Here is a 17,790-nt window from a genome sequence, read left to right as displayed (position 1 = left end):
GGCGACGGCGGACCCGGCAGGCCTTGCTTAAGCTCTTGTAAGCTCTTGGCGCGGCCACGCGAATTTGGCAGAAGGACCGCTGATTTCCCTACAGGATTTTCGTAATGACAGAACCGGTGGCAGCTGAGGTTGGGCGCGATTTCATTCGTGACATCATCCAGGCCGACCTCGATCAGGGCAAATACAAGGAGATCGTGACCCGGTTCCCGCCGGAGCCGAACGGCTACTTGCATATCGGCCACGCCAAGTCGATCGCACTCAACTTCGGCGTCGCCCAGGAGTTTCCGGGCCGCTGCCACCTGCGCTTCGACGACACCAACCCGGTCAAGGAAGAGCAGGAATATATCGATTCAATCCAGGCCGACGTGCGCTGGCTCGGCTTTGACTGGGGCAAGAACCTGTTCTTCGCCTCGGACTATTTCGACCGCCTGTACGAATGGGCGGAGCAGCTGATCCGCGACGGCCTCGCTTATGTCGACGACCAGACCCAGGAGGAGATTCGCCTCTCGCGCGGCACGTTGACCGAGCCCGGCAAGAATTCGCCGTTCCGCGAACGCTCCGTGGAGGAGAACCTCGACCTGTTCCGCCGCATGAAGGCGGGCGAATTCCCCAACGGCGCGCGCGTGCTGCGGGCCAAGATCGACATGGCCGCGGGCAACATCAACCTGCGCGACCCCGTCCTGTACCGCATCCTGCATGCCCACCATCCGCGCACCGGCAACGCTTGGTGCATCTATCCGAGCTACGACTATGCCCACGGCCAGTCGGATGCCATCGAAGGCATCACGCATTCGATCTGCACGCTGGAGTTCGAGGACCACCGACCGCTCTACGACTGGTTCATCGAGAAGCTGCCGGTGCCCTCACAGCCGCATCAGTACGAATTCGCGCGGCTGAATCTCACCTACACGCTGCTGTCCAAGCGCGTGCTGACCCAGCTCGTCCGCGACGGCCATGTCGCGGGCTGGGACGATCCGCGCATGCCGACCATGGCGGGCATGCGTCGCCGCGGCGTGCCGCCGGCTGCACTTCGCGAGTTCGTCAAGCGCATCGGCGTCGCCAAAGCCAACAGCGTGGTCGATGTCGGCATGCTGGAGTTCTGCATCCGCGAGGAGCTGAACCGCACGGCGCAGCGGCGCATGGCGGTCTTGAAGCCGCTCAAGGTGGTGATCGAGAATTATCCGGAAGGGCAGACCGAGGAGCTCGAGGCGATCAATCATCCCGACGATCCCTCGGCCGGCACGCGGAAGATCACGTTCGGCCGTGAGCTCTATATCGAGCAGGACGACTTCATGGAGAACCCGCCGAAGAAGTTCTTCCGCCTGTCGCCTGGCAACGAGGTGCGGCTGCGCTATGCCTATTTCGTCAAGTGTACCGGCGTGATCAAGAACGACAAGGGTGAGGTGGTGGAGCTGCGCTGCACCTATGATCCCGCGACCAAGGGCGGCAACGCGCCCGACGGCCGCAAGGTCAAGGCGACCATGCACTGGCTGCCGGCGGCGGCCTCCAAGCCGGCGGAGATCCGCATCTACAACCAGCTGTTCGCCAATCCGAGCCCGGATGCCTCGAACTTCGCGACCGATCTCAACCCGAACTCGCTGGAGATCCTCGCCGATGCGCGGGTCGAGGCGTCCGTTGCGGAGAGCAATTCGACCGAGCCGATGCAGTTCGAGCGCCAGGGCTATTTCGTGCGTGACAAGGACTCGACGCCCGGCAAGCCGGTGTTCTCGCGCACGATCGGTCTGCGCGACACGTTCGCGAAGGAAGTCGCCAAGGGTGGAGAAGGGCTGAGCAGGACATGAGCAGCGAGGCCGACGCCATCGTTTCCGCCATCATCGCGAAATGGTGCGCCGGCTTCGCGACGCTCGATGCGGCCGCGCTGTCCTCGCTCTATGCGAAGGACGCATTCTTCTTCGGCTCCAACCCGAAGCTCTATCGCGGCCGGGACGGCGTCGCCGAATACTTCAACGGCCTGCCGCGCTGGCGCAGGCCAAGCGCCGCGTTCTCCGATGTGCACGCCGCGCAGGCCGGCCCTGATCTGATCAACATGGCCGCGACCATCACGTTCGATCTCGCGGGCGAGCGGGATGATCTCGTCGTCAAGATGAGCTGGGTCATCATCCGCGAGGACGGCGAGTGGAAGATCGTCAATCACCACGCCTCCTCGCAGGCGCCGCTGATCTAGCAACGGGCGCCAGCCCGGAGAAAAGTAGGGCGCTCTTCGCCTGTTCCCGATCCGTACCGCTATTCGTGCAGCCGCACGGTCCGGTAGCCTCCGCAGCCGTCGCGTATCGTAAGGTGCAGGGGAATGGCGGAGCCGGGCCGGCCAGGACGGTCCCAGGGAGTTGCCGGGACGTGGCCGGTCGGCCGCGCCGCCCCGGCCGGCGGCTTGGCGCCAGCGGGCCTCGGCATCTGGCCGGCGATCATCGAGACGCTGCGCCAATGGGCTCGGGGCGAGGCCGGGCCTGGCCGGCTGTTGCCGTGGGTGCCGGTCGCCTTCGGCGGCGGCATTGCGCTTTATTTCGCCGCCGATCATGAGCCGGTGCTGTGGGTGGTTGCCGCCACAGCCATCGCGCTGATGCTCGGCGCGGTGCTGCTCCGGCGAAGCCGGCTGTTTGCGCCCGCCATCATGCTCGCGGCGGTCGCGGCTGGTTTTGCCGTGGCGACCTGGAAGACCGCGCGTATCGCGCACACCGTTTTGGCAAAACCGCTCTATTCGGTGTCGCTGTCGGGCTTCGTGGAAGCGCGCGACATCCGCGAGCGCACCGATCGCTTCGTGCTGCGCGTCAGCGCGATGGAGGCGGGGCCTGCGCGACGCGATCGACGCGCGCATCCGCGCAACGCTCGAAGGCGACAACCGCGCGATTGCGACGGCGCTGCTCACGGGGCGGCGCGATGCGATCACCGCGCCCGTGAACGATGCCATGTTCGTCTCGGGACTCGGCCATGTGCTGTCGATCTCCGGCTATCACATGGCGGTCGTCGCCGGCGTCGTCTTCTTCGCGGTGCGCGCGCTGCTGGCCTTGATCCCGGGGCTGGCGGCCGGCTCTGCCATCAAGAAATGGTCGGCCGCCGCGGCGCTGGTCGCGGCCGCGTTCTACCTGTTGCTGTCGGGCGCGGAGGTTGCGACGCAAAGATCGTTCTTCATGACGGCGGTGGTGCTGATCGCAGTGATGGTCGACCGCCGCGCCATCACCTTCCGCACGCTGGCGGTTGCCGCGCTGATCGTGCTTGCGGTCGCGCCGGAGGCGTTGGTGCATCCAAGCTTCCAGATGTCGTTTGCGGCAACGCTCGGGCTGGTGGCGCTGGTGCAGATCGGCATGCCGAACCTGCTCGCATCGCCCGATCATTCCGCGACGGCGCGGATCGCGTTGTGGGGCGGCCGGGAGATCGCGATGCTGTTCCTGGCCTCGCTGATCGCGGGGCTCGCGACCACGCCATACGCCGCCTTCCACTTCCATCGCGTGACCCCATACGGCGTGCTCGCCAATCTCGGCGCCATGCCGGTGGTCTCGGCGCTGGTGATGCCGGCCGGGCTGTTGGGGCTGCTCGCGGCGCCCTTCGGGCTCGACGGCGTGTTCTGGTGGTTGATGGGGATCGGCATCGAGTGGATGGTCCTGGTCGCGCGCTGGGTGGCGGCCCTGCCGGGCGCCGTCGGCCGCATTCCCGCCTTCGGGATCGCGCCGCTGATCGCAGCGAGCCTCGGGCTCATCGTGATGGGCCTGTTGCGCACGCCCTTGCGCTGGTCCGGCGCCCTGGTGCTGCTGGCAGCGATCCTCTGGGGACTGTCGGTGCGGCAGCCCGATATCCTGATTGCCGGGGATGGCGCGAGCGTCGCGGTCCGGGGCGGGGATGGGCGCTTGCAGGTGATCCGCGCCAGCAAGGACAGCTTCCTGCTGAAGGAGTGGTTGGCTGCCGATGCCGATCCGCGCGACGCCGGCAACGCCTCGTTGGCGAGTGGGGTGTCGTGTGACGAGACCGGCTGCGTGGCGCCGCTCGCGGACGGACGACTGATCGCGTTGGCGACGCGTATCGACGCGCTGGCCGATGATTGCAGCCGCGCCGCGCTGGTGGTGACGGCGCGGCCTGCGCCACCCGATTGCGCGGCGATGGTGGTCGATCGGGCGCGTCTTGCCAGTCAGGGCGCACTGGCTCTGACGAGACGCGGCGAGGGCTTTTCAGTGCAGGCGGTGAGGACGAGGGGAGCAAGCCGTCCCTGGCTGCCGGCCGGCGCCGGCGAGGGAGATTTCGACGGCAGCCTCGTGCCGAAGGCGGCCGTGCCCCGCAACCGGGACGCAACGCCATCGGAGGCCGACTTGCAGGCCGACGATTGACGCGGATCACAAATACCAGGCCAGCACGGCGTCAAGCCCTCCGTTGCCGATGACCGGCAGGGCCACCATTCGGCTCAGCCCGGCTGCGCAGGCTTCGGAGCCGGCGATCGAGCCGTCACGGGTGAGATCGTCGTTGAGCGCGGGCATGCCGGCGGCCCAGGCGCCGCCAATGCTGCCTTCGCCCCTGGCGATGGACTGCGCCGCATAGCGTGCGGCGAGGTCGGTCTGCGCGCTGCAATCGCCGGCGCGAAAGACCAGCGCCGAACGGTCCTCGTTCGGGACCCAGATCTCGAAGCGTCGCGCAATCGGCGTTGCCTGCGCGGAGAGGAATGTCATGACCCAGGTCTGGTCGGTGCCGGTTCGGTAGGGCACGCCTACGCCGAGATTGATCCCGACCTTGGCGGCGTCCTCCCAGCGCAGGAAGCTCTTGGCGTCGTGCAGGTCCTTGATGATCAGCGGCAGGCCCGCCTTCCATGTACGTCCGGGCAGGCCGAATCCGCGCGGAAATCTGGTGTGGCGGGAGTTGAATTCGAACATGTCCGCCGTGCCGTAATAGCCATCGACGAGCCCCATCTCATGCGAGAGATCAGGATCGTTGTGCCAGAGCTCGATCGCGCCGACATGCGCCTCGTCGTCGCCGCAGAACAGCACCAGCACGGCTTGCAGGAATTCGCCCGCGAACACCGGCACCGCCACGCCACAGGTGAGGCCGGCCGCAACGGCCTGATCGGTCCGCTTGAAATAGGAGTTGGCGAATTTCGTGAGGATGACGGGGTGGGCACAGGCCCAGGCCTTGCCTGGAAGTCCCTCGTCATATCCGAAGTGCAGCTCTTCGCTGACGGCCTTGAACGCGGACAGCCCTTCGTCGTAGAGGCCGCCGCCGAATTCCAGCCGCATGCGCGCCCGGTCGGGTACCCAGAGTTCAACGACGCGAATGAAGGTCTTCATGGAGCCTGTCCGCCGCCTCAAGCCATTGCAGCATCGGTCATCTGGCTGCGGAGCGGACGTTCAAAATTCAGGCAGGACGGCTCAAACTTCGTGCGGCGACGAGGCGCGGAGGCTCGCCGATCGAATGTCCTGAAACACAAACTCACCGGGCTCGCCGGCCTCGGCCGGCGACGGTAATTTCAATCCGGGCCTCGCCCCGTCGGGCGCAGGGCGTCAGCCGATCGGCAAGCGCGTGATCGTGGGCGGCCGCGTCTCGGCGACGATCTGCGGCTTGTGCTCGCGCTCGGGCACCGGCTGCGTCACCGGCAATTGCAGCACGGTCGCACGCTGGCCTTCGACGAGCTGCGTCACCAGCACGTATTTGCCGTCGGGGAATTCGATCGCGTCATGATGGCGATCGGGAATGTGCGGGTCGATCTTGCCGAACTTGCCGACGCGAGAGTTCACGGTGCGCGTCCAGATCCAGCGGTTGTCGTAGCGGACGTTGTCGGCGAAAGCGAGCTCCGTTCCCGGGAGCAGACAGACCGCGACGGAAGGATCGGCTTCGGAAGCGAAGCCGCGCGTCGAGGTGCCGCGGAAGGTTGTCGTGACGATCGTCTCGCCGACTTCGGCGGGGCGCGTCGCGACGGCATGCAGGCTGTAGTCACACATCGGGTGCTCCTCATGCTGGGATAGCGACCCGCGTCTCTTTCGAGGCGCAGGCCTCTATCAGAGTGGAAGCATACAACGCTCTGCTCGGTTATGGGCAAATCTGCGGCTCGCGTCTGCAGCACGCGATCACATTATCTTTCCCGGATTCGATAGGAACAAACCTCGCGTCCTTGCATTCGGCCCAGCGCTATCACCGCTGCCGGCACAACTCTACGGGCGAAGCAGAAACGGCTGCGTACCTGCACGGGCGATGTCGCGCGCGAAGAGAGACCGGACTGTCAGCGCAGAACCTGAGAAACCGTCCGGCCGGAGCGGACAAACCTCCGCTCCAATCCTGGATCGACGATACCGATCGAAGCGCGCGCGGCGCTGGATGCTTTCGGTATCAGTACTTCCGGTAAAGCCCGATCAGCTTGCCCTGGATCTTCACGCGGTTCGGCGGAAGAATGCGGACCTCGTAGGCGGCATTGGCGGGCTCGAGCGCGATCGAGGCGCCGCGGCGGCGGAAGCGCTTGAGCGTGGCCTCCTCGTCGTCGATCAATGCCACCACGATGTCGCCGGTATTTGCGGTCTCGTTGCGCTGGATCAGCGCCATGTCGCCGTCGAGGATGCCGGCCTCGACCATCGAATCGCCGCGCACTTCGAGCGCGTAGTGCTCGCCCGAGCCGAGCATGTCCGGCGGCACGCTGATGGTATGGCTGCGGGTCTGCAGCGCCTCGATCGGCGTGCCGGCGGCGATGCGGCCCATCACGGGCACCGCGACGGGGCGCTCGCCCTCGTCCGCGGGCGGGCTGGAGCTCGCGCGCACCTTGCCGAGATTGCCCTCGATCACGCTCGGGGTGAAGCCACGGCGATTGCCGGCGGCGGCCTGGAGCTCGGGCAGCTTGATCACCTCGATGGCACGGGCACGGTTGGGCAGGCGGCGAATGAAGCCGCGCTCCTCGAGCGCAGTGATCAGGCGATGGATGCCTGACTTCGAGCGCAGGTCGAGCGCATCCTTCATCTCGTCGAAGGACGGCGGCACGCCGCTTTCCTTCAGACGTTCGCTGATGAACCGCAGAAGCTCGTATTGTTTGCGCGTCAACATCTCGACCAAAGTCCCCCGGTTGATGTCGTTCGATTCCGACACGATGAAGCCGGCACTAAGCCGCTACATCCTCGAAACAAATCATGAACGGACACTATATGTTCGATATGTGTTCCGCAACTGCTTAATTTATGGTGAACGCGGCCAAGCTCGCGGAATGCGTGTGGCTGGGCGGCTCAGACGGGCAGCCGGAGCACCTCGCAAGGCGTGCCGGCCTCGGCCTTCGGCGCGAACGGTGCGCGCACCAGAAGTACCTGTGCCGCAGCGAGATTCGCAAGAAGGGAGGAGTCCTGATGGCTGACCGGAAGGGCGACGCGCGTGCCGTCGTCGCGCTCCTCCAGCCGCGCACGCAGATAGTCCTCGCGCTGGTCGTTGGCGGCGAGATCGCGGCCCAGCACGGCGCGCTCGCGCCGATGATGAATCGCTAAACGGCCCGACAGGGCGCGAATCAAGGGGACCATGAACAGGAAGGCGCACACGTAGGACGACACGGGATTGCCGGGCAGGCCAATCACGCGCATCGCGCCTATCCGACCGTGCATCATCGGCTTGCCCGGCCGGATCGCGATCTTCCAGAACGCCATCGCGATGCCTTCGCCCTTGAGCGCCTGCTGGACCAGGTCGTGGTCGCCGACCGAGGCACCGCCGGTCGTGATCAGGATGTCGGCGCCGCTCTCGCGCGCGCGGCGGATGCCGGCGGACGTCGCCTCCAGTGTATCGGCGGCAATTCCGAGGTCGATGGTCTCGGCGCCCTCGCTGCGGGCGAGCGCATGCAGGGCATAGCCGTTGGAATAGACGATCTGGCCGCGACCAGGCGTGGTGCCCGGCATCACGAGCTCGTCGCCGGTGGCGAGAACGGCAACCCTCGGGCGGCGGATGACGGCGAGATGCGGATGATTCATTCCGGCGGCAAGGGCGAGATCGCGCTCGGTGAGGCGGATTCCCTTGCGCAGCAGCACGTCGCCTTCGCGGAAGTCGACGCCTGCAGGGCGGATGTGCCGGCCGAAAATGGCGGCTTCCTTGATCGTCACATGTTTGCCGTCGGCAGCCGTGTCCTCCTGGATCACGACGGCATCGGCGCCGTCGGGAACGACGCCGCCGGTGAAGATCCGCACGGCTTCGCCGGGGCCGACGCTTCCCGCGAACGGCCGGCCCGCCGCGACCTCGCCGACGACGGTCAACCTCGAATCGTTTGCCGCGTCGGCCGTGCGTACGGCATAGCCGTCCATCGCCGACATCGCCTCCGGCGGCTGCGTGCGCCGCGCCGCGACATCGCGGGCGAGCACACGATGGTAGGCCTCGTCGAGGCAAACCATCTGTTCAGCCAGCGGCTCGACGCCGGCCAGCACCGCGGCAAGCGCGTCAGAAACCGGCATCAGGGCCACGGGCGAACTCCTGCTGAGCACATCAGTCAATGGGCGGCGAGAGTTCTAGCCGAGTGCAGGCGTGAGGCAAAGCAGCACGCGGGATGATTTATCCTGCGTGATCGCGGGGTGGAAGAGGTCGGCTCAACTCCGCCGCGGCATGATGCGGAAGGCGAGACAGACCGGAACGAGGATTGCCATGGCAAGGACGAGAATGACGAGCGCCACGGCCAACATCGTTCAACGCCCCGTCGGATCGCCCGGACTGATGTCCGCGACGTCGGGCGGCTTGGGACCCTGATCCTTGTCCGGCAGCGGGTCCGCCTGGGATTTTAGGTCGGCGGCCTTGCTGATCAGCTTGGCGGAGAGGTCAGAATCCGAGGTGGTTCTGGCGAATTCGAGCAGGAGAGAGGCTTGCTTGGTGAGATAGGTCTTGCCCAGCACGTCGATCAGTCCAATGTAGAAGTCCCAACGGACTCATGAGTCCGAAGGGTGGTATTCCGTTCCCGGAACTCTGTATAAAAATGCACAAAGTGATCAGGTTCCACATTTTCAGCAGTTTTTGTTCCGGCAAGTGAGCGCGCTCCGGGCTTTCCCGCGGCTCAGATCCCCAGTGCTTTCAATGCGTTCCCGACATCACGCGGCGAGGTGACATGCACGGCGGTCAACCCGCGCGCCCGCGCTCCCTCGATGTTCTCGGCGAGGTCGTCGAAGAACACGATGCGCTCGGCCGGCACGCCGATCGCCGCCACGACATGGTCGAAGGCCTCGGCATCCGGTTTGCGCAGGCCGATGCTGGAGGACAGATACAGCTCGCGGAAATGGCCGAGCAGACCGGCATATTCCTTCGAGAAATAGTCGACGTGCGGCCGATTGGTGTTGGAGAAGGCATAGAGCGGCATCTGCTTCGCCGCCCGCGGCAACAGCTCGGCGATATCAGGCATCTCGCCGGCGAAAATCGCGTTCCAGCCTTCCAGGAATTGCGCATCCGAGATGCCGATCCCGAGCGAGGACCGCAGCGAGGCGAAATAGTCCCCATCGCTGATCTTGCCCATCTCGTGCAACCGGTAGGCCTCGTCGCGCACATAGCGCGCGATGATGGCCTCGGGCTGGCAGCCGGCATGTCCCGCCCAGCAGGCGATCGCCTTGGAGAAGTCGATGTCGAGCACAACGCGCCCGAGGTCGAACAGCAGCGCATCCGCGCTGCCGGGAGAGAGCGATGTCATTGCGTCCTTTTCACTTCGGTATGGCGCGTCAGTAACGATAGGGCTCGTGGTCGAACAGCGGGAACGCGCTGAACACGCTGGGCGCGTTGGTGGCGGCCGCCGGATGCAGGCAGGATTTGTCGAGCTCGGCGAATGAGGTGGCGCCCAGGAGGCCGAGGCAGCGCAGCACCTCGTCTTCGAGCAACTCCAGCATCCGCGCGACGCCGGCTTCGCCGGCTGCCGCCAGCGCCCAGCATTGCAGCCGGCCGATGCCGACGAGGTCGGCGCCCGCCGCGATCGCCTTGACGATGTCGGTGCCGCGGCAAAAGCCGCCGTCGACCATGATCCTGGCGCGGCCCTTCACGGCGTCGACGATCTCCGGCAGCACGTGCATGGCGCCGCGGCCGTGGTCGAGCTGGCGCCCGCCATGGTTGGAGACGTAGATCCACTCGACGCCGTGATCGAGCGCGATCTGCGCATCCTCGGCCGTGGCGATACCCTTGAGGATCAGCGGAATTTTGAACGTGTCCTTGATCATCTTCACGGTCCGCCACTCCAGGCCCTTCTGGAAATCGCCGCCGGTGGCGCGCAGGCGGCTCTCGCGAACGTAGCGCTTGGCGATGTCACGTTCACGACGGCTGTAATGGGCGGTGTCGACGGTCAGGCAGAAGGCGGCATAGGCGTTCTTCTCGGCCCGGTCGACCACGTCGGCGACGAAGGCATCGTCGCCGCGGACATAGAGTTGATAGAGACGCAGTGCATCGGGGGCAGCCTCGGCGGTCGTCTCGAGGCCGGGCTCGGACACCGAGCTCAGCATGTGCGCCGCGCCGAACCTGCCCGCAGCGCGCGCGACGCTCGCCGCGCCATCCGGGTCGAAGATCTCGAGTGCGCCGACGGGAGCCAGCACCACCGGCAGACGCAGCTTGCGGCCGAACTGCTCGACGCTGCCGTCGACCCTGCGCACGTCGCGCAGCACGCGTGGGCGGAAGGCGATCTCGTCGAGGGCCATGCGGTTGCGCCGCATCGTGGTCTCGGTCTCGGCGGCGCCGACGATGTAGTCCCAGGCATTCTGGTTGAGGTTGGCGCGCGCCTTCCGGATGAACTCGTGCAGGTTCTGGAACGGCTCGTCGCTGGCGCCGAGTTCGACGTTCCGTTCCGGCCGGATGCGGGGCGCTTCATTCATTGTTGTCCTCCCGAGAATTTGAAGTCTTGTCGCCATCGCCTATCGCGTCCGGCCCTCCAAAACTATCCTAAAATCGCATAGCTGCGAGGCGCGGGCGGCCCGGACCGGTGTCGTGTTGCTTCGAAACAGTTTCGGAACGTTGCCAAAAGTTTAGGCCAAGGCGAAGGGATTTCTTCGGTGTATCCGCCAGCGCGGCATCCCGGCCTTGAAGAAACCAGAATGGTATTGTGAGAGATGGACTGGATCGCCATTTGCATGGCGTCTCCCAGCCTCAAGAGAAACGCCAAGCAAAAGGCACCTTCATGCGGAAAACCCTGCTGTTCCCCCTGGGCGCGCTCACGGGAGCGTGCCTGACCCTTCTGGTAGCGAGCCCGCAGGGCGGCGTATGGGCAGCGCGGGCGGCAGTGAGCGCGAATGATGCTTATTCCCAGCTCAATCTGTTCGGCGCGGTGTTCGAGCGGGTCAAGGCCAGCTATGTCGAGAAGCCGGACAATGCCAAGCTGATCGAGGGGGCGATCACCGGCATGGTGACCTCGCTCGACCCGCATTCGCGCTACATGAACGCCAAGGCCTGGACCGAGATGCAGGAGACCACCTCCGGCGAGTTCGGCGGGCTTGGCATCGAGGTCACGATGGAGGATGGCCTCGTCAAGGTCGTCTCGCCGATCGACGATACGCCGGCTTCGAAGGCCGGCATCATGTCCGGCGACCTCATCGGCAAGATCGACGGCGAGGCCGTGCAGGGCATGACGCTCGAGCAGGCGGTCAACAAGATGAAGGGACCGGTCGACACCAAGACCAAGCTGACCATCATCCGCAAGGGCGCGGATGCGCCGCTCGAGGTTGCGATCACGCGCGAGATCATTCATGTGCGTCCGGTGCGCTTCCGCGTCGAGAACGGCGACATCGGCTATATCCGCATCACCTCGTTCAACGAGCAGACCGCCGACGGCCTGAAGAAGGCGATCGCCTCGGTCTCCAAGCAGGTCCCGCCGGAGAAGCTCGCCGGCTACGTGGTTGATCTGCGCAACAATCCGGGCGGCCTGCTCGACCAGGCCGTGTCGGTGTCGAGCGCCTTCTTGCAGCGCGGCGAGGTCGTTTCGACCCGCGGCCGCAGTCCGGAAGAAACCCAGCGCTTCACCGCCCATGGCGGCGACCTCACCAAAGGCAAGCCGATCGTGGTGCTGATCAACGGCGGCTCGGCCTCGGCCTCGGAGATCGTTGCCGGTGCGCTGCACGACCACAAGCGCGCGACGTTGATCGGCACGCGATCGTTTGGTAAGGGCTCGGTGCAGACCATCATTCCGCTCGGCTCCGGCAATGGCGCGCTGGCGCTGACCACGGCGCGCTACTACACGCCGTCGGGCCGCTCGATCCAGGCCCAAGGCATCGCGCCCGACATCGAGATCCTCCAGGACGTGCCGCCCGAGCTGAAGGGGCGGATGGACACCATGGCGGAATCCCAGATGCGCGGGCATCTGTCGGCCGACGGCACCGAGCAGACCGGATCGCAGTCCTACGTTCCGCCGGAAGAGAAGGACGACAAGGCTCTGCACGCAGCCTACGACTTCCTCCACGGCGTTACGGCAAATGCCGTCGCTGCCAAGCGCGCGACGAAGGCTGCAGTGCCGAACTAGATCTTACGACGTTCCGGATCATGTTTCGCCCGGGAGCGGAGGACCGCTTCCGGGCGATTTCGTTTCCAGCGCCGTTTCGACCTAACCGACCTCGCGGCGGCGGCTCTCGCTGCCTTCGCGCCGGGCGCGCCGGCTGCGGTGCAGCGCGAACAGCTCCAGCATCTTGTCGGCGGGCTTGGCGGCGCTGAACAAATAGCCCTGCATCTCGGAGCAGCCGAGCGTACGCAACAGGCGCTGCTGCTCCTCGGTCTCGACACCCTCGGCCGTCGTGGTCATGCGGCGGGCGGCCGCCAGGTTGACGACGGCCTGAACGATGCTGGCGGAGCCGTCGGGACGGGCGATGTCCTCGACGAAGCAGCGGTCGATCTTGATCTTGTCGAACGGGAAGCGGTGCAGATAGCTCAGCGACGAGTAGCCGGTGCCGAAATCGTCGAGCGCGATGCGCACGCCGATGGCGCGGAGCTGGTGCAGGATGGCAAGCGCGGCATCGTCGTCGCGGATCAGGACCGCCTCCGTGATTTCGAGCTCGAGCCGGCTCGCCGGCAGATTCGACGCTGCGAGCGCCGCCATGATCTTCAGCGCCAGCGTGCCGCTCTTGAACTGCACCGGCGAGACGTTGACGGCGAGACGGATGTCGTCGGGCCAACTTGCCGCGTCCCGGCACGCGGTCGCCAGCACCCATTCGCCGATCTCGTTGATCAGGCCGGTGTCTTCGGCGATCGGGATGAAATCCGCCGGCGAGACCCAGCCGCGCTCGGGATGGCGCCAGCGCACCAAAGCCTCGCAGCCGGTGATGCGGTCGTCCTTCAGGCCGAGGCAGGGCTGGTAATAGACCTCCAGCCCGCCTTCGCGGCCGCCTTGCGCAATGGCGTGGCGCAGGTCGCCCTCGAGCTGCCGGCGTTCGCGGACCTTGGCGTCCATGTCCGGCTCGAAGAAGCGGTAAGTGTGGCGTCCGGCGGACTTGGCCGCGTACATTGCCATGTCCGCATTCTTCAGGATCTGGTCGAGCGCCGTGCCGTGTTCCGGCGCGAGCGCGATACCGATGCTGGCGTCGCTGGTGAGATGATGGCCCATGCAGTCGACCGGCGTGCGGATGGTTTCGAAGACGCGCGCGACGAGCTCGTTGACCTGATCCAACGACGTTACCGCGCCCTGCACGATGGCGAATTCGTCGCCGCCGAGTCGCGCCACGAAATCTGCGGGACCCGCACAGCGGCGGAGGTTGGTCGCGATCGATTTCAACAGCTCGTCGCCGATGAGATGGCCGAGCGCGTCGTTGACGCCCTTGAACTCGTCGATGTCGATGTAGTGCACCGCGGTTTGCTCGCCGTCGCGCGCCGCGGCCAGCTCCTGCCGCAGATGCTCGTGGAACATGGCGCGGTTGGGCAGATCCGTCAGCGCGTCGTAATGGGCGAGGTGGGTGATGCGCTCCTCGATGCGCCGGCGCTCCGTGATGTCCTCGTGGGTCGCCACCCAGCCGCCATCCGCGAGCGGCTCGTTGAGGATGTGGATCGAACGGCCGTCGGCGGTATCGACCACCATGGAGTTGCGGAGATGGATGTCCTTCAGGACACGCGCGACGTAGGCATCGACGTCGCCGGTGAACGAGCCGGTTGTCTTGCGATGGGCGATGATGTCGCGAAAGCTGCAGCCGGGCTTCACGATCTCGGCCGACAAGCCGTACATCTCGATGTAGCGCTGATTGCAGACCACGAGCCGCTGCTCGGAATCGAACAGCAACAGGCCCTGCGTCATGTTGTTGACGGCGCGGTCGAGCCGCTGCTTCTCCAGCGTCAGCTGTTCGCGCGAAAGGCGGTGCTGCTCCAGCAGCTTGCGCACGACGGCAATCAGCACGCCTGCGATCGCGAGCGCGGAAGAGGCTGCGATCGAGATCAGAATGCCGATCTGCTCGCGCCAGTCAGCCAAGGCCGCTGCGCGCGTCGTGGTGGCCATCACCAGGATCGGGAAGTGGGGCAGGGCACGGGAGGAGATCAGCCGGTCCTCGCCGTCGACGGGGCTGTTGAAGCGGCCGGCGAAATGATCGAGCCCGAACACCCTTTGATGCTCGAACGGTCCGGTCTTGAAGTTTCGCCCCATCAATTCGCCGGACTGCGGATAGCGGGCGAGCAGTGTGCCGTCGCGATGCAGCATCGAGATCGTCGCGCCTTCGCCGAGCACCACGGAGGCGAAGAATTTCTCGAAATTGGCGGGCTCGATCCCGCGTCCGACCACGCCGAGGAACTCGCCGCGTGGCCCGACGACCCTCCGGGCCACCAGAATGGTCCACGCACCGGAGACGCGGCTGTGCAGCGGCTCGATCAGGACATCAGGTGCATTGGGATCGTACTTGAAAGTGCGGAAGTAGGCGCGATCGGCGACATTCACCTTGGGCGTCGGCCATGCGGTCGACGAATTGATCAGATTGCCTTCGGCATCGATGATGTTGAGACCGCCCATATAGGGCAGCGCCTCGATCTTCGACCGCAGCATCCGGTGCACGTCCTCGCCCGAGAGGCGCTTGCGATACTCCTCTCCGGTGGTAATTCCGGTGGTGCGGACGTAGTCGACGAAACCCTTCTGGATGACGGCGAAATCCTGCAATTGCTGATCGAAATGATGAGCAAGCAGCAGCACGGTGTTTTCCAGCTCGCGACCGGAATTGCGCAGCGCCCGCTCCCGGAAGTTCTGCGCCATCAGGACCGAGCCTATGGCGATGCCCGCGATCAGCAGCGTGCCGCCAACCACAAGCCAGCGGATCGGGCCGCTGCGCACGAAGACCTGGTCAAAGAGACGACTGCCGAGTTTCATCTTCATGCTGGATTCGTTGCCGCGCACACGTCAGGATCAATTCAGGACCCCGAGAACATCCGTTGGTTTACGGTGACGGTGTGGAAGCAAAGTTAGGAAGCGCGGTTAACGAGACGTGAATACCCGCGCGCAAAAGCAATCCATGCGCGCGGCGCGAAAGTGGGGCGCTAACGCAAGCCCGCTTCAGGCGCGGTAATGACCGGATTTGCCGCCGAGCTTCTCGACCAGATGGATGCCCTCGATGCGCACGCCGCGCTCGACGGCCTTGATCATGTCGTAGATGGTGAGGCAGGCGACCGACACCGCCGTGAGCGCCTCCATCTCGACGCCGGTCGGTCCCGTCACCTTCACGGTGGCCCGTACCACGCAGCCCGGCAGCTTGGCGTCAGGCTCGATATCGACAATGACCTTCGACAGGGCGAGCGGATGGCAGAGCGGGATCAGCTCCGAGGTGCGCTTGGCGGCCATGATGCCGGCGATGCGCGCGGTGCCGAGCACGTCGCCTTTCTTGGCGTTGCCGGACACGATCAGATCGAGCGTCGTCTTGGTCATGACGACGCGGCCCTCGGCGACCGCCAGCCGCTCCGTCGCTGGCTTGTCCGAGACGTCGACCATCCGCGCCTCGCCGGAGGCGCCGATATGGGTGAGGGCGGGGCCGGCCTTTGCTTTGGCCTGCTTCGTCTTGGCTGAAATGGTCTTCGCCGGCTTGCGCGCCATGTCAGCGCGTGCCCGCCGCGCGCGCCGTCGCCTCGCGCGCGAGCAGCGCGCGCGTCGCCGCCGTGACGTCGGCCTGCCGCATCAGGCTCTCGCCGACCAGGAACGTCGACATACCGACGCGCTCGAGCCGGGCGAGGTCGGCGGGCGTGAAGATGCCGCTCTCGCCGACCATCAGCCGGTCCGAAGGGATCAGCGGCGCCAAGGCCTCGCTGGTCGCGAGCGTGGTTTCGAAGGTCCGAAGATTACGGTTGTTGACCCCGATCATCGGCGAGCGAAGTCTCAGGGCCCGGTCGAGCTCGGTGCGGTCATGGATCTCGATCAAGACGTCCATGCCGTAGGCGAGGGCGGCGTCTTCGAGGTCTCTTGCCGCGGCGTCATCGAGCGCCGCCATGATGATCAGGATGCAGTCGGCGCCGTGTGCGCGGGCCTCGACCACCTGATAGGGATCGAACAGGAAATCCTTGCGCAGCACGGGGAGCGAGGTTGCTTCGCGCGCGGCTACCATGAAGTCGAGATGGCCCTGGAACGAGGGCGTGTCGGTCAGCACCGACAGGCAGGCGGCGCCGCCGGCTTCATAGGCCTTTGCGAGTGCCGGCGGGTCGAAATCGGCGCGAATGAGTCCCTTGGAGGGCGAGGCCTTCTTGATCTCGGCAATCAGCGCGTAGCCGCCCTTGGCGTGCTTGGCCTTGATCGCGCGCAGGAAGCCGCGCGGCGCGGAGGCGGCCTTGGCCTGCGCCTCGACGGTGGAGAGCGGACGCGCTCGCTTCGCCGCCGCGATCTCCTCGCGCTTGTAGGTCTCGATTTTGGTCAGGATGTCGGACATGCGGGAGTTCAGCTTTTGGAGACCGTGACCAGGTGCTTCAGCTTCGCGTTGGCTGCGCCGCTGTCGATCGAGCGGACGCCGATCGCGACGCCCTCCTTGAGGTCCTTGGCACGGCCGGCCACGACCAGCGCGGCGGCTGCGTTGAGCAGCGCCACGTCGCGATAGGGGCTCGGCTTGCCGTCGAGCACGCTCTGCAACGCGATCGCGTTGGCATCGGCGTCACCGCCTTTGAGCGCACCGGCCTCGCAACGCGGGAGCCCGGCTTCCTCCGGCGTCACCTCGAAATTCCGGATCTCGCCGTTGTGGAGCGCGGAGACGAAGGTCGGGCCGGTGAGGGTGATCTCGTCGAGACCATCGGAGCCGTGCACCACCCAGGCGGAGTCGGAGCCGAGATTCTTCAGCACCTGCGCCAGCGGCTGCACCCATTGCCTGGAGAACACGCCGACCATCTGCCGCTTCACGCCGGCCGGGTTCGACAGCGGCCCGAGCAGATTGAAGATCGTGCGCGTGGCGAGCTCGACCCGGGTCGGGCCGACGTTCTTCATGGCGGGATGGTGGGCGGGGGCGAACATGAAGCCGATGCCGCATTCGCGCACGCAGCGGCCGACCTGCTCCGGCTTGAGATCGATCTTCACCCCGAGCGAGGCCAGCACGTCGGCGGCGCCCGAGCGCGACGACAGCGCGCGGTTGCCGTGCTTGGCCACGGGCACGCCGGCGCCCGCGACGATGAAGGACGCGCAGGTCGACACGTTGACCGAGCCGGAGCCGTCGCCGCCGGTGCCGACGATGTCGACCGCCTCCGGCGGCGCCTGCACGGTCAGCATCTTCGCGCGCATCGCCGCGACCGCGCCGGTGATCTCGTCCACGGTCTCGCCGCGCACCCGCAGCGCCATCAAGAGCCCGCCCATCTGCGAGGGCGTGGCCTCGCCGCTCATCATGGCATCGAAGGCGGAAGCGGCTTCGTCACGCGACAGGCTGGCGCCGGTCGCCACTTTTCCAATGATCGATTTCAGGTCGTCCATCGCGTGCTTTC

At 66.0% G+C, this 17,790-nt stretch carries 15 protein-coding genes and 1 pseudogene; 4 read left to right on the top strand and 12 right to left on the bottom strand.

What is annotated here, in order from left to right:
* Nucleotides 1–104 precede the first annotated feature (104 nt).
* A complete protein-coding gene (locus I6F16_RS21035; protein WP_225112527.1) occupies nucleotides 105–1,802 on the top strand; it encodes a glutamine--tRNA ligase/YqeY domain fusion protein in 1,698 nt (565 codons plus the stop codon).
* On the top strand, nucleotides 1,799–2,185 hold the full coding sequence (locus tag I6F16_RS21030; RefSeq protein WP_036009976.1) for an SgcJ/EcaC family oxidoreductase: 387 nt from the start codon (nucleotides 1,799–1,801) through the stop codon (nucleotides 2,183–2,185). Before I6F16_RS21035 ends, I6F16_RS21030 begins: the two co-directional genes overlap by 4 nt.
* Before the next feature lie 59 nt (nucleotides 2,186–2,244).
* Here I6F16_RS21030 and I6F16_RS21025 read toward each other — a convergent pair whose 3' ends face one another.
* Nucleotides 2,245–2,511, bottom strand: coding sequence for a hypothetical protein (locus I6F16_RS21025; protein WP_225173998.1), 267 nt, complete (start codon nucleotides 2,509–2,511; stop codon nucleotides 2,245–2,247).
* On the opposite strand from I6F16_RS21025, the pseudogene I6F16_RS21020 reads away from it, so the two are divergent.
* Nucleotides 2,435–4,334, top strand: a pseudogene (locus I6F16_RS21020) (ComEC/Rec2 family competence protein). The gene I6F16_RS21025 and the pseudogene I6F16_RS21020 overlap by 77 nt on opposite strands.
* Before the next feature lie 6 nt (nucleotides 4,335–4,340).
* Here I6F16_RS21020 and I6F16_RS21015 read toward each other — a convergent pair.
* The 7 genes from I6F16_RS21015 to I6F16_RS20985 form a co-directional block, all read right to left on the bottom strand.
* The gene (locus tag I6F16_RS21015; protein ID WP_225112525.1) at nucleotides 4,341–5,282 is read right to left on the bottom strand and encodes a GAF domain-containing protein; all 942 of its coding nucleotides are present in this window, start codon (nucleotides 5,280–5,282) and stop codon (nucleotides 4,341–4,343) included.
* A 213-nt stretch (nucleotides 5,283–5,495) separates the two neighbouring features.
* Nucleotides 5,496–5,933, bottom strand: a complete 438-nt coding sequence (locus I6F16_RS21010) for a hypothetical protein (RefSeq protein ID WP_225112524.1) — start codon at nucleotides 5,931–5,933, stop codon at nucleotides 5,496–5,498.
* A 385-nt stretch (nucleotides 5,934–6,318) separates the two neighbouring features.
* Nucleotides 6,319–7,020, bottom strand: coding sequence for a transcriptional repressor LexA (gene lexA, locus I6F16_RS21005; RefSeq protein ID WP_036009965.1), 702 nt, complete (start codon nucleotides 7,018–7,020; stop codon nucleotides 6,319–6,321).
* Between the two features lie 176 nt (nucleotides 7,021–7,196).
* Nucleotides 7,197–8,405 carry a gephyrin-like molybdotransferase Glp gene (glp, locus tag I6F16_RS21000; protein WP_225112523.1) on the bottom strand — a complete coding sequence of 403 codons (1,209 nt, stop codon included), beginning with the start codon at nucleotides 8,403–8,405 and terminating at the stop codon, nucleotides 7,197–7,199.
* 219 nt (nucleotides 8,406–8,624) lie between these two features.
* Nucleotides 8,625–8,828 (bottom strand): hypothetical protein, encoded by a 204-nt coding sequence (locus I6F16_RS20995; protein WP_036009959.1) that lies wholly within the window; start codon nucleotides 8,826–8,828, stop codon nucleotides 8,625–8,627.
* Between the two features lie 158 nt (nucleotides 8,829–8,986).
* Nucleotides 8,987–9,610 carry an HAD family phosphatase gene (locus tag I6F16_RS20990; protein WP_225112522.1) on the bottom strand — a complete coding sequence of 208 codons (624 nt, stop codon included), beginning with the start codon at nucleotides 9,608–9,610 and terminating at the stop codon, nucleotides 8,987–8,989.
* 28 nt (nucleotides 9,611–9,638) lie between these two features.
* Nucleotides 9,639–10,772, bottom strand: a complete 1,134-nt coding sequence (locus I6F16_RS20985; protein WP_225112521.1) for an alpha-hydroxy acid oxidase — start codon at nucleotides 10,770–10,772, stop codon at nucleotides 9,639–9,641.
* A gap of 302 nt (nucleotides 10,773–11,074) precedes the next feature.
* On the opposite strand from I6F16_RS20985, the gene I6F16_RS20980 reads away from it, so the two are divergent.
* Nucleotides 11,075–12,409 (top strand): S41 family peptidase, encoded by a 1,335-nt coding sequence (locus I6F16_RS20980; protein WP_225112520.1) that lies wholly within the window; start codon nucleotides 11,075–11,077, stop codon nucleotides 12,407–12,409.
* An 81-nt stretch (nucleotides 12,410–12,490) separates the two neighbouring features.
* Here the strand turns inward: I6F16_RS20980 and I6F16_RS20975 are convergent, their stop codons facing one another.
* From I6F16_RS20975 to trpD, 4 genes are all read right to left on the bottom strand, one after another.
* Nucleotides 12,491–15,223, bottom strand: a complete 2,733-nt coding sequence (locus I6F16_RS20975) for an EAL domain-containing protein (protein ID WP_225112519.1) — start codon at nucleotides 15,221–15,223, stop codon at nucleotides 12,491–12,493.
* 177 nt (nucleotides 15,224–15,400) lie between these two features.
* On the bottom strand, nucleotides 15,401–15,934 hold the full coding sequence (moaC, locus tag I6F16_RS20970) for a cyclic pyranopterin monophosphate synthase MoaC (protein WP_036025198.1): 534 nt from the start codon (nucleotides 15,932–15,934) through the stop codon (nucleotides 15,401–15,403).
* A gap of 1 nt (nucleotide 15,935) precedes the next feature.
* A complete protein-coding gene (trpC, locus tag I6F16_RS20965; protein WP_225173977.1) occupies nucleotides 15,936–16,757 on the bottom strand; it encodes an indole-3-glycerol phosphate synthase TrpC in 822 nt (273 codons plus the stop codon).
* A gap of 8 nt (nucleotides 16,758–16,765) precedes the next feature.
* A complete protein-coding gene (trpD, locus tag I6F16_RS20960) occupies nucleotides 16,766–17,779 on the bottom strand; it encodes an anthranilate phosphoribosyltransferase (RefSeq protein ID WP_036025193.1) in 1,014 nt (337 codons plus the stop codon).
* Nucleotides 17,780–17,790: the final 11 nt, after the last annotated feature.

The organism is Bradyrhizobium sp. IC4060 (genome assembly GCF_020193715.1).
Taxonomy (GTDB): domain Bacteria; phylum Pseudomonadota; class Alphaproteobacteria; order Rhizobiales; family Xanthobacteraceae; genus Bradyrhizobium; species Bradyrhizobium yuanmingense.
The sequence above is the reverse complement of the archived record's forward strand: the minus strand, read 5'-3'. Positions and strand labels throughout refer to the sequence as shown.

Bases quoted from the DNA above. Each gene is read 5' to 3' on its own strand.
- I6F16_RS21035 (WP_225112527.1), top strand. From the start codon at position 105: ATGACAGAACCGGTGGCAGCTGAGGTTGGGCGCGATTTCATTCGTGAC.
- I6F16_RS21030 (WP_036009976.1), top strand. From the start codon at position 1,799: ATGAGCAGCGAGGCCGACGCCATCGTTTCCGCCATCATCGCGAAATGG.
- I6F16_RS21025 (WP_225173998.1), bottom strand. From the start codon at position 2,511: ATGCCGCCGCCGAAGGCGACCGGCACCCACGGCAACAGCCGGCCAGGC.
- I6F16_RS21015 (WP_225112525.1), bottom strand. From the start codon at position 5,282: ATGAAGACCTTCATTCGCGTCGTTGAACTCTGGGTACCCGACCGGGCG.
- I6F16_RS21010 (WP_225112524.1), bottom strand. From the start codon at position 5,933: ATGTGTGACTACAGCCTGCATGCCGTCGCGACGCGCCCCGCCGAAGTC.
- lexA (WP_036009965.1), bottom strand. From the start codon at position 7,020: ATGTTGACGCGCAAACAATACGAGCTTCTGCGGTTCATCAGCGAACGT.
- I6F16_RS20990 (WP_225112522.1), bottom strand. From the start codon at position 9,610: ATGACATCGCTCTCTCCCGGCAGCGCGGATGCGCTGCTGTTCGACCTC.
- I6F16_RS20985 (WP_225112521.1), bottom strand. From the start codon at position 10,772: ATGAATGAAGCGCCCCGCATCCGGCCGGAACGGAACGTCGAACTCGGC.
- I6F16_RS20980 (WP_225112520.1), top strand. From the start codon at position 11,075: ATGCGGAAAACCCTGCTGTTCCCCCTGGGCGCGCTCACGGGAGCGTGC.
- I6F16_RS20975 (WP_225112519.1), bottom strand. From the start codon at position 15,223: ATGAAGATGAAACTCGGCAGTCGTCTCTTTGACCAGGTCTTCGTGCGC.
- moaC (WP_036025198.1), bottom strand. From the start codon at position 15,934: ATGGCGCGCAAGCCGGCGAAGACCATTTCAGCCAAGACGAAGCAGGCC.
- trpC (WP_225173977.1), bottom strand. From the start codon at position 16,757: ATGTCCGACATCCTGACCAAAATCGAGACCTACAAGCGCGAGGAGATC.
- trpD (WP_036025193.1), bottom strand. From the start codon at position 17,779: ATGGACGACCTGAAATCGATCATTGGAAAAGTGGCGACCGGCGCCAGC.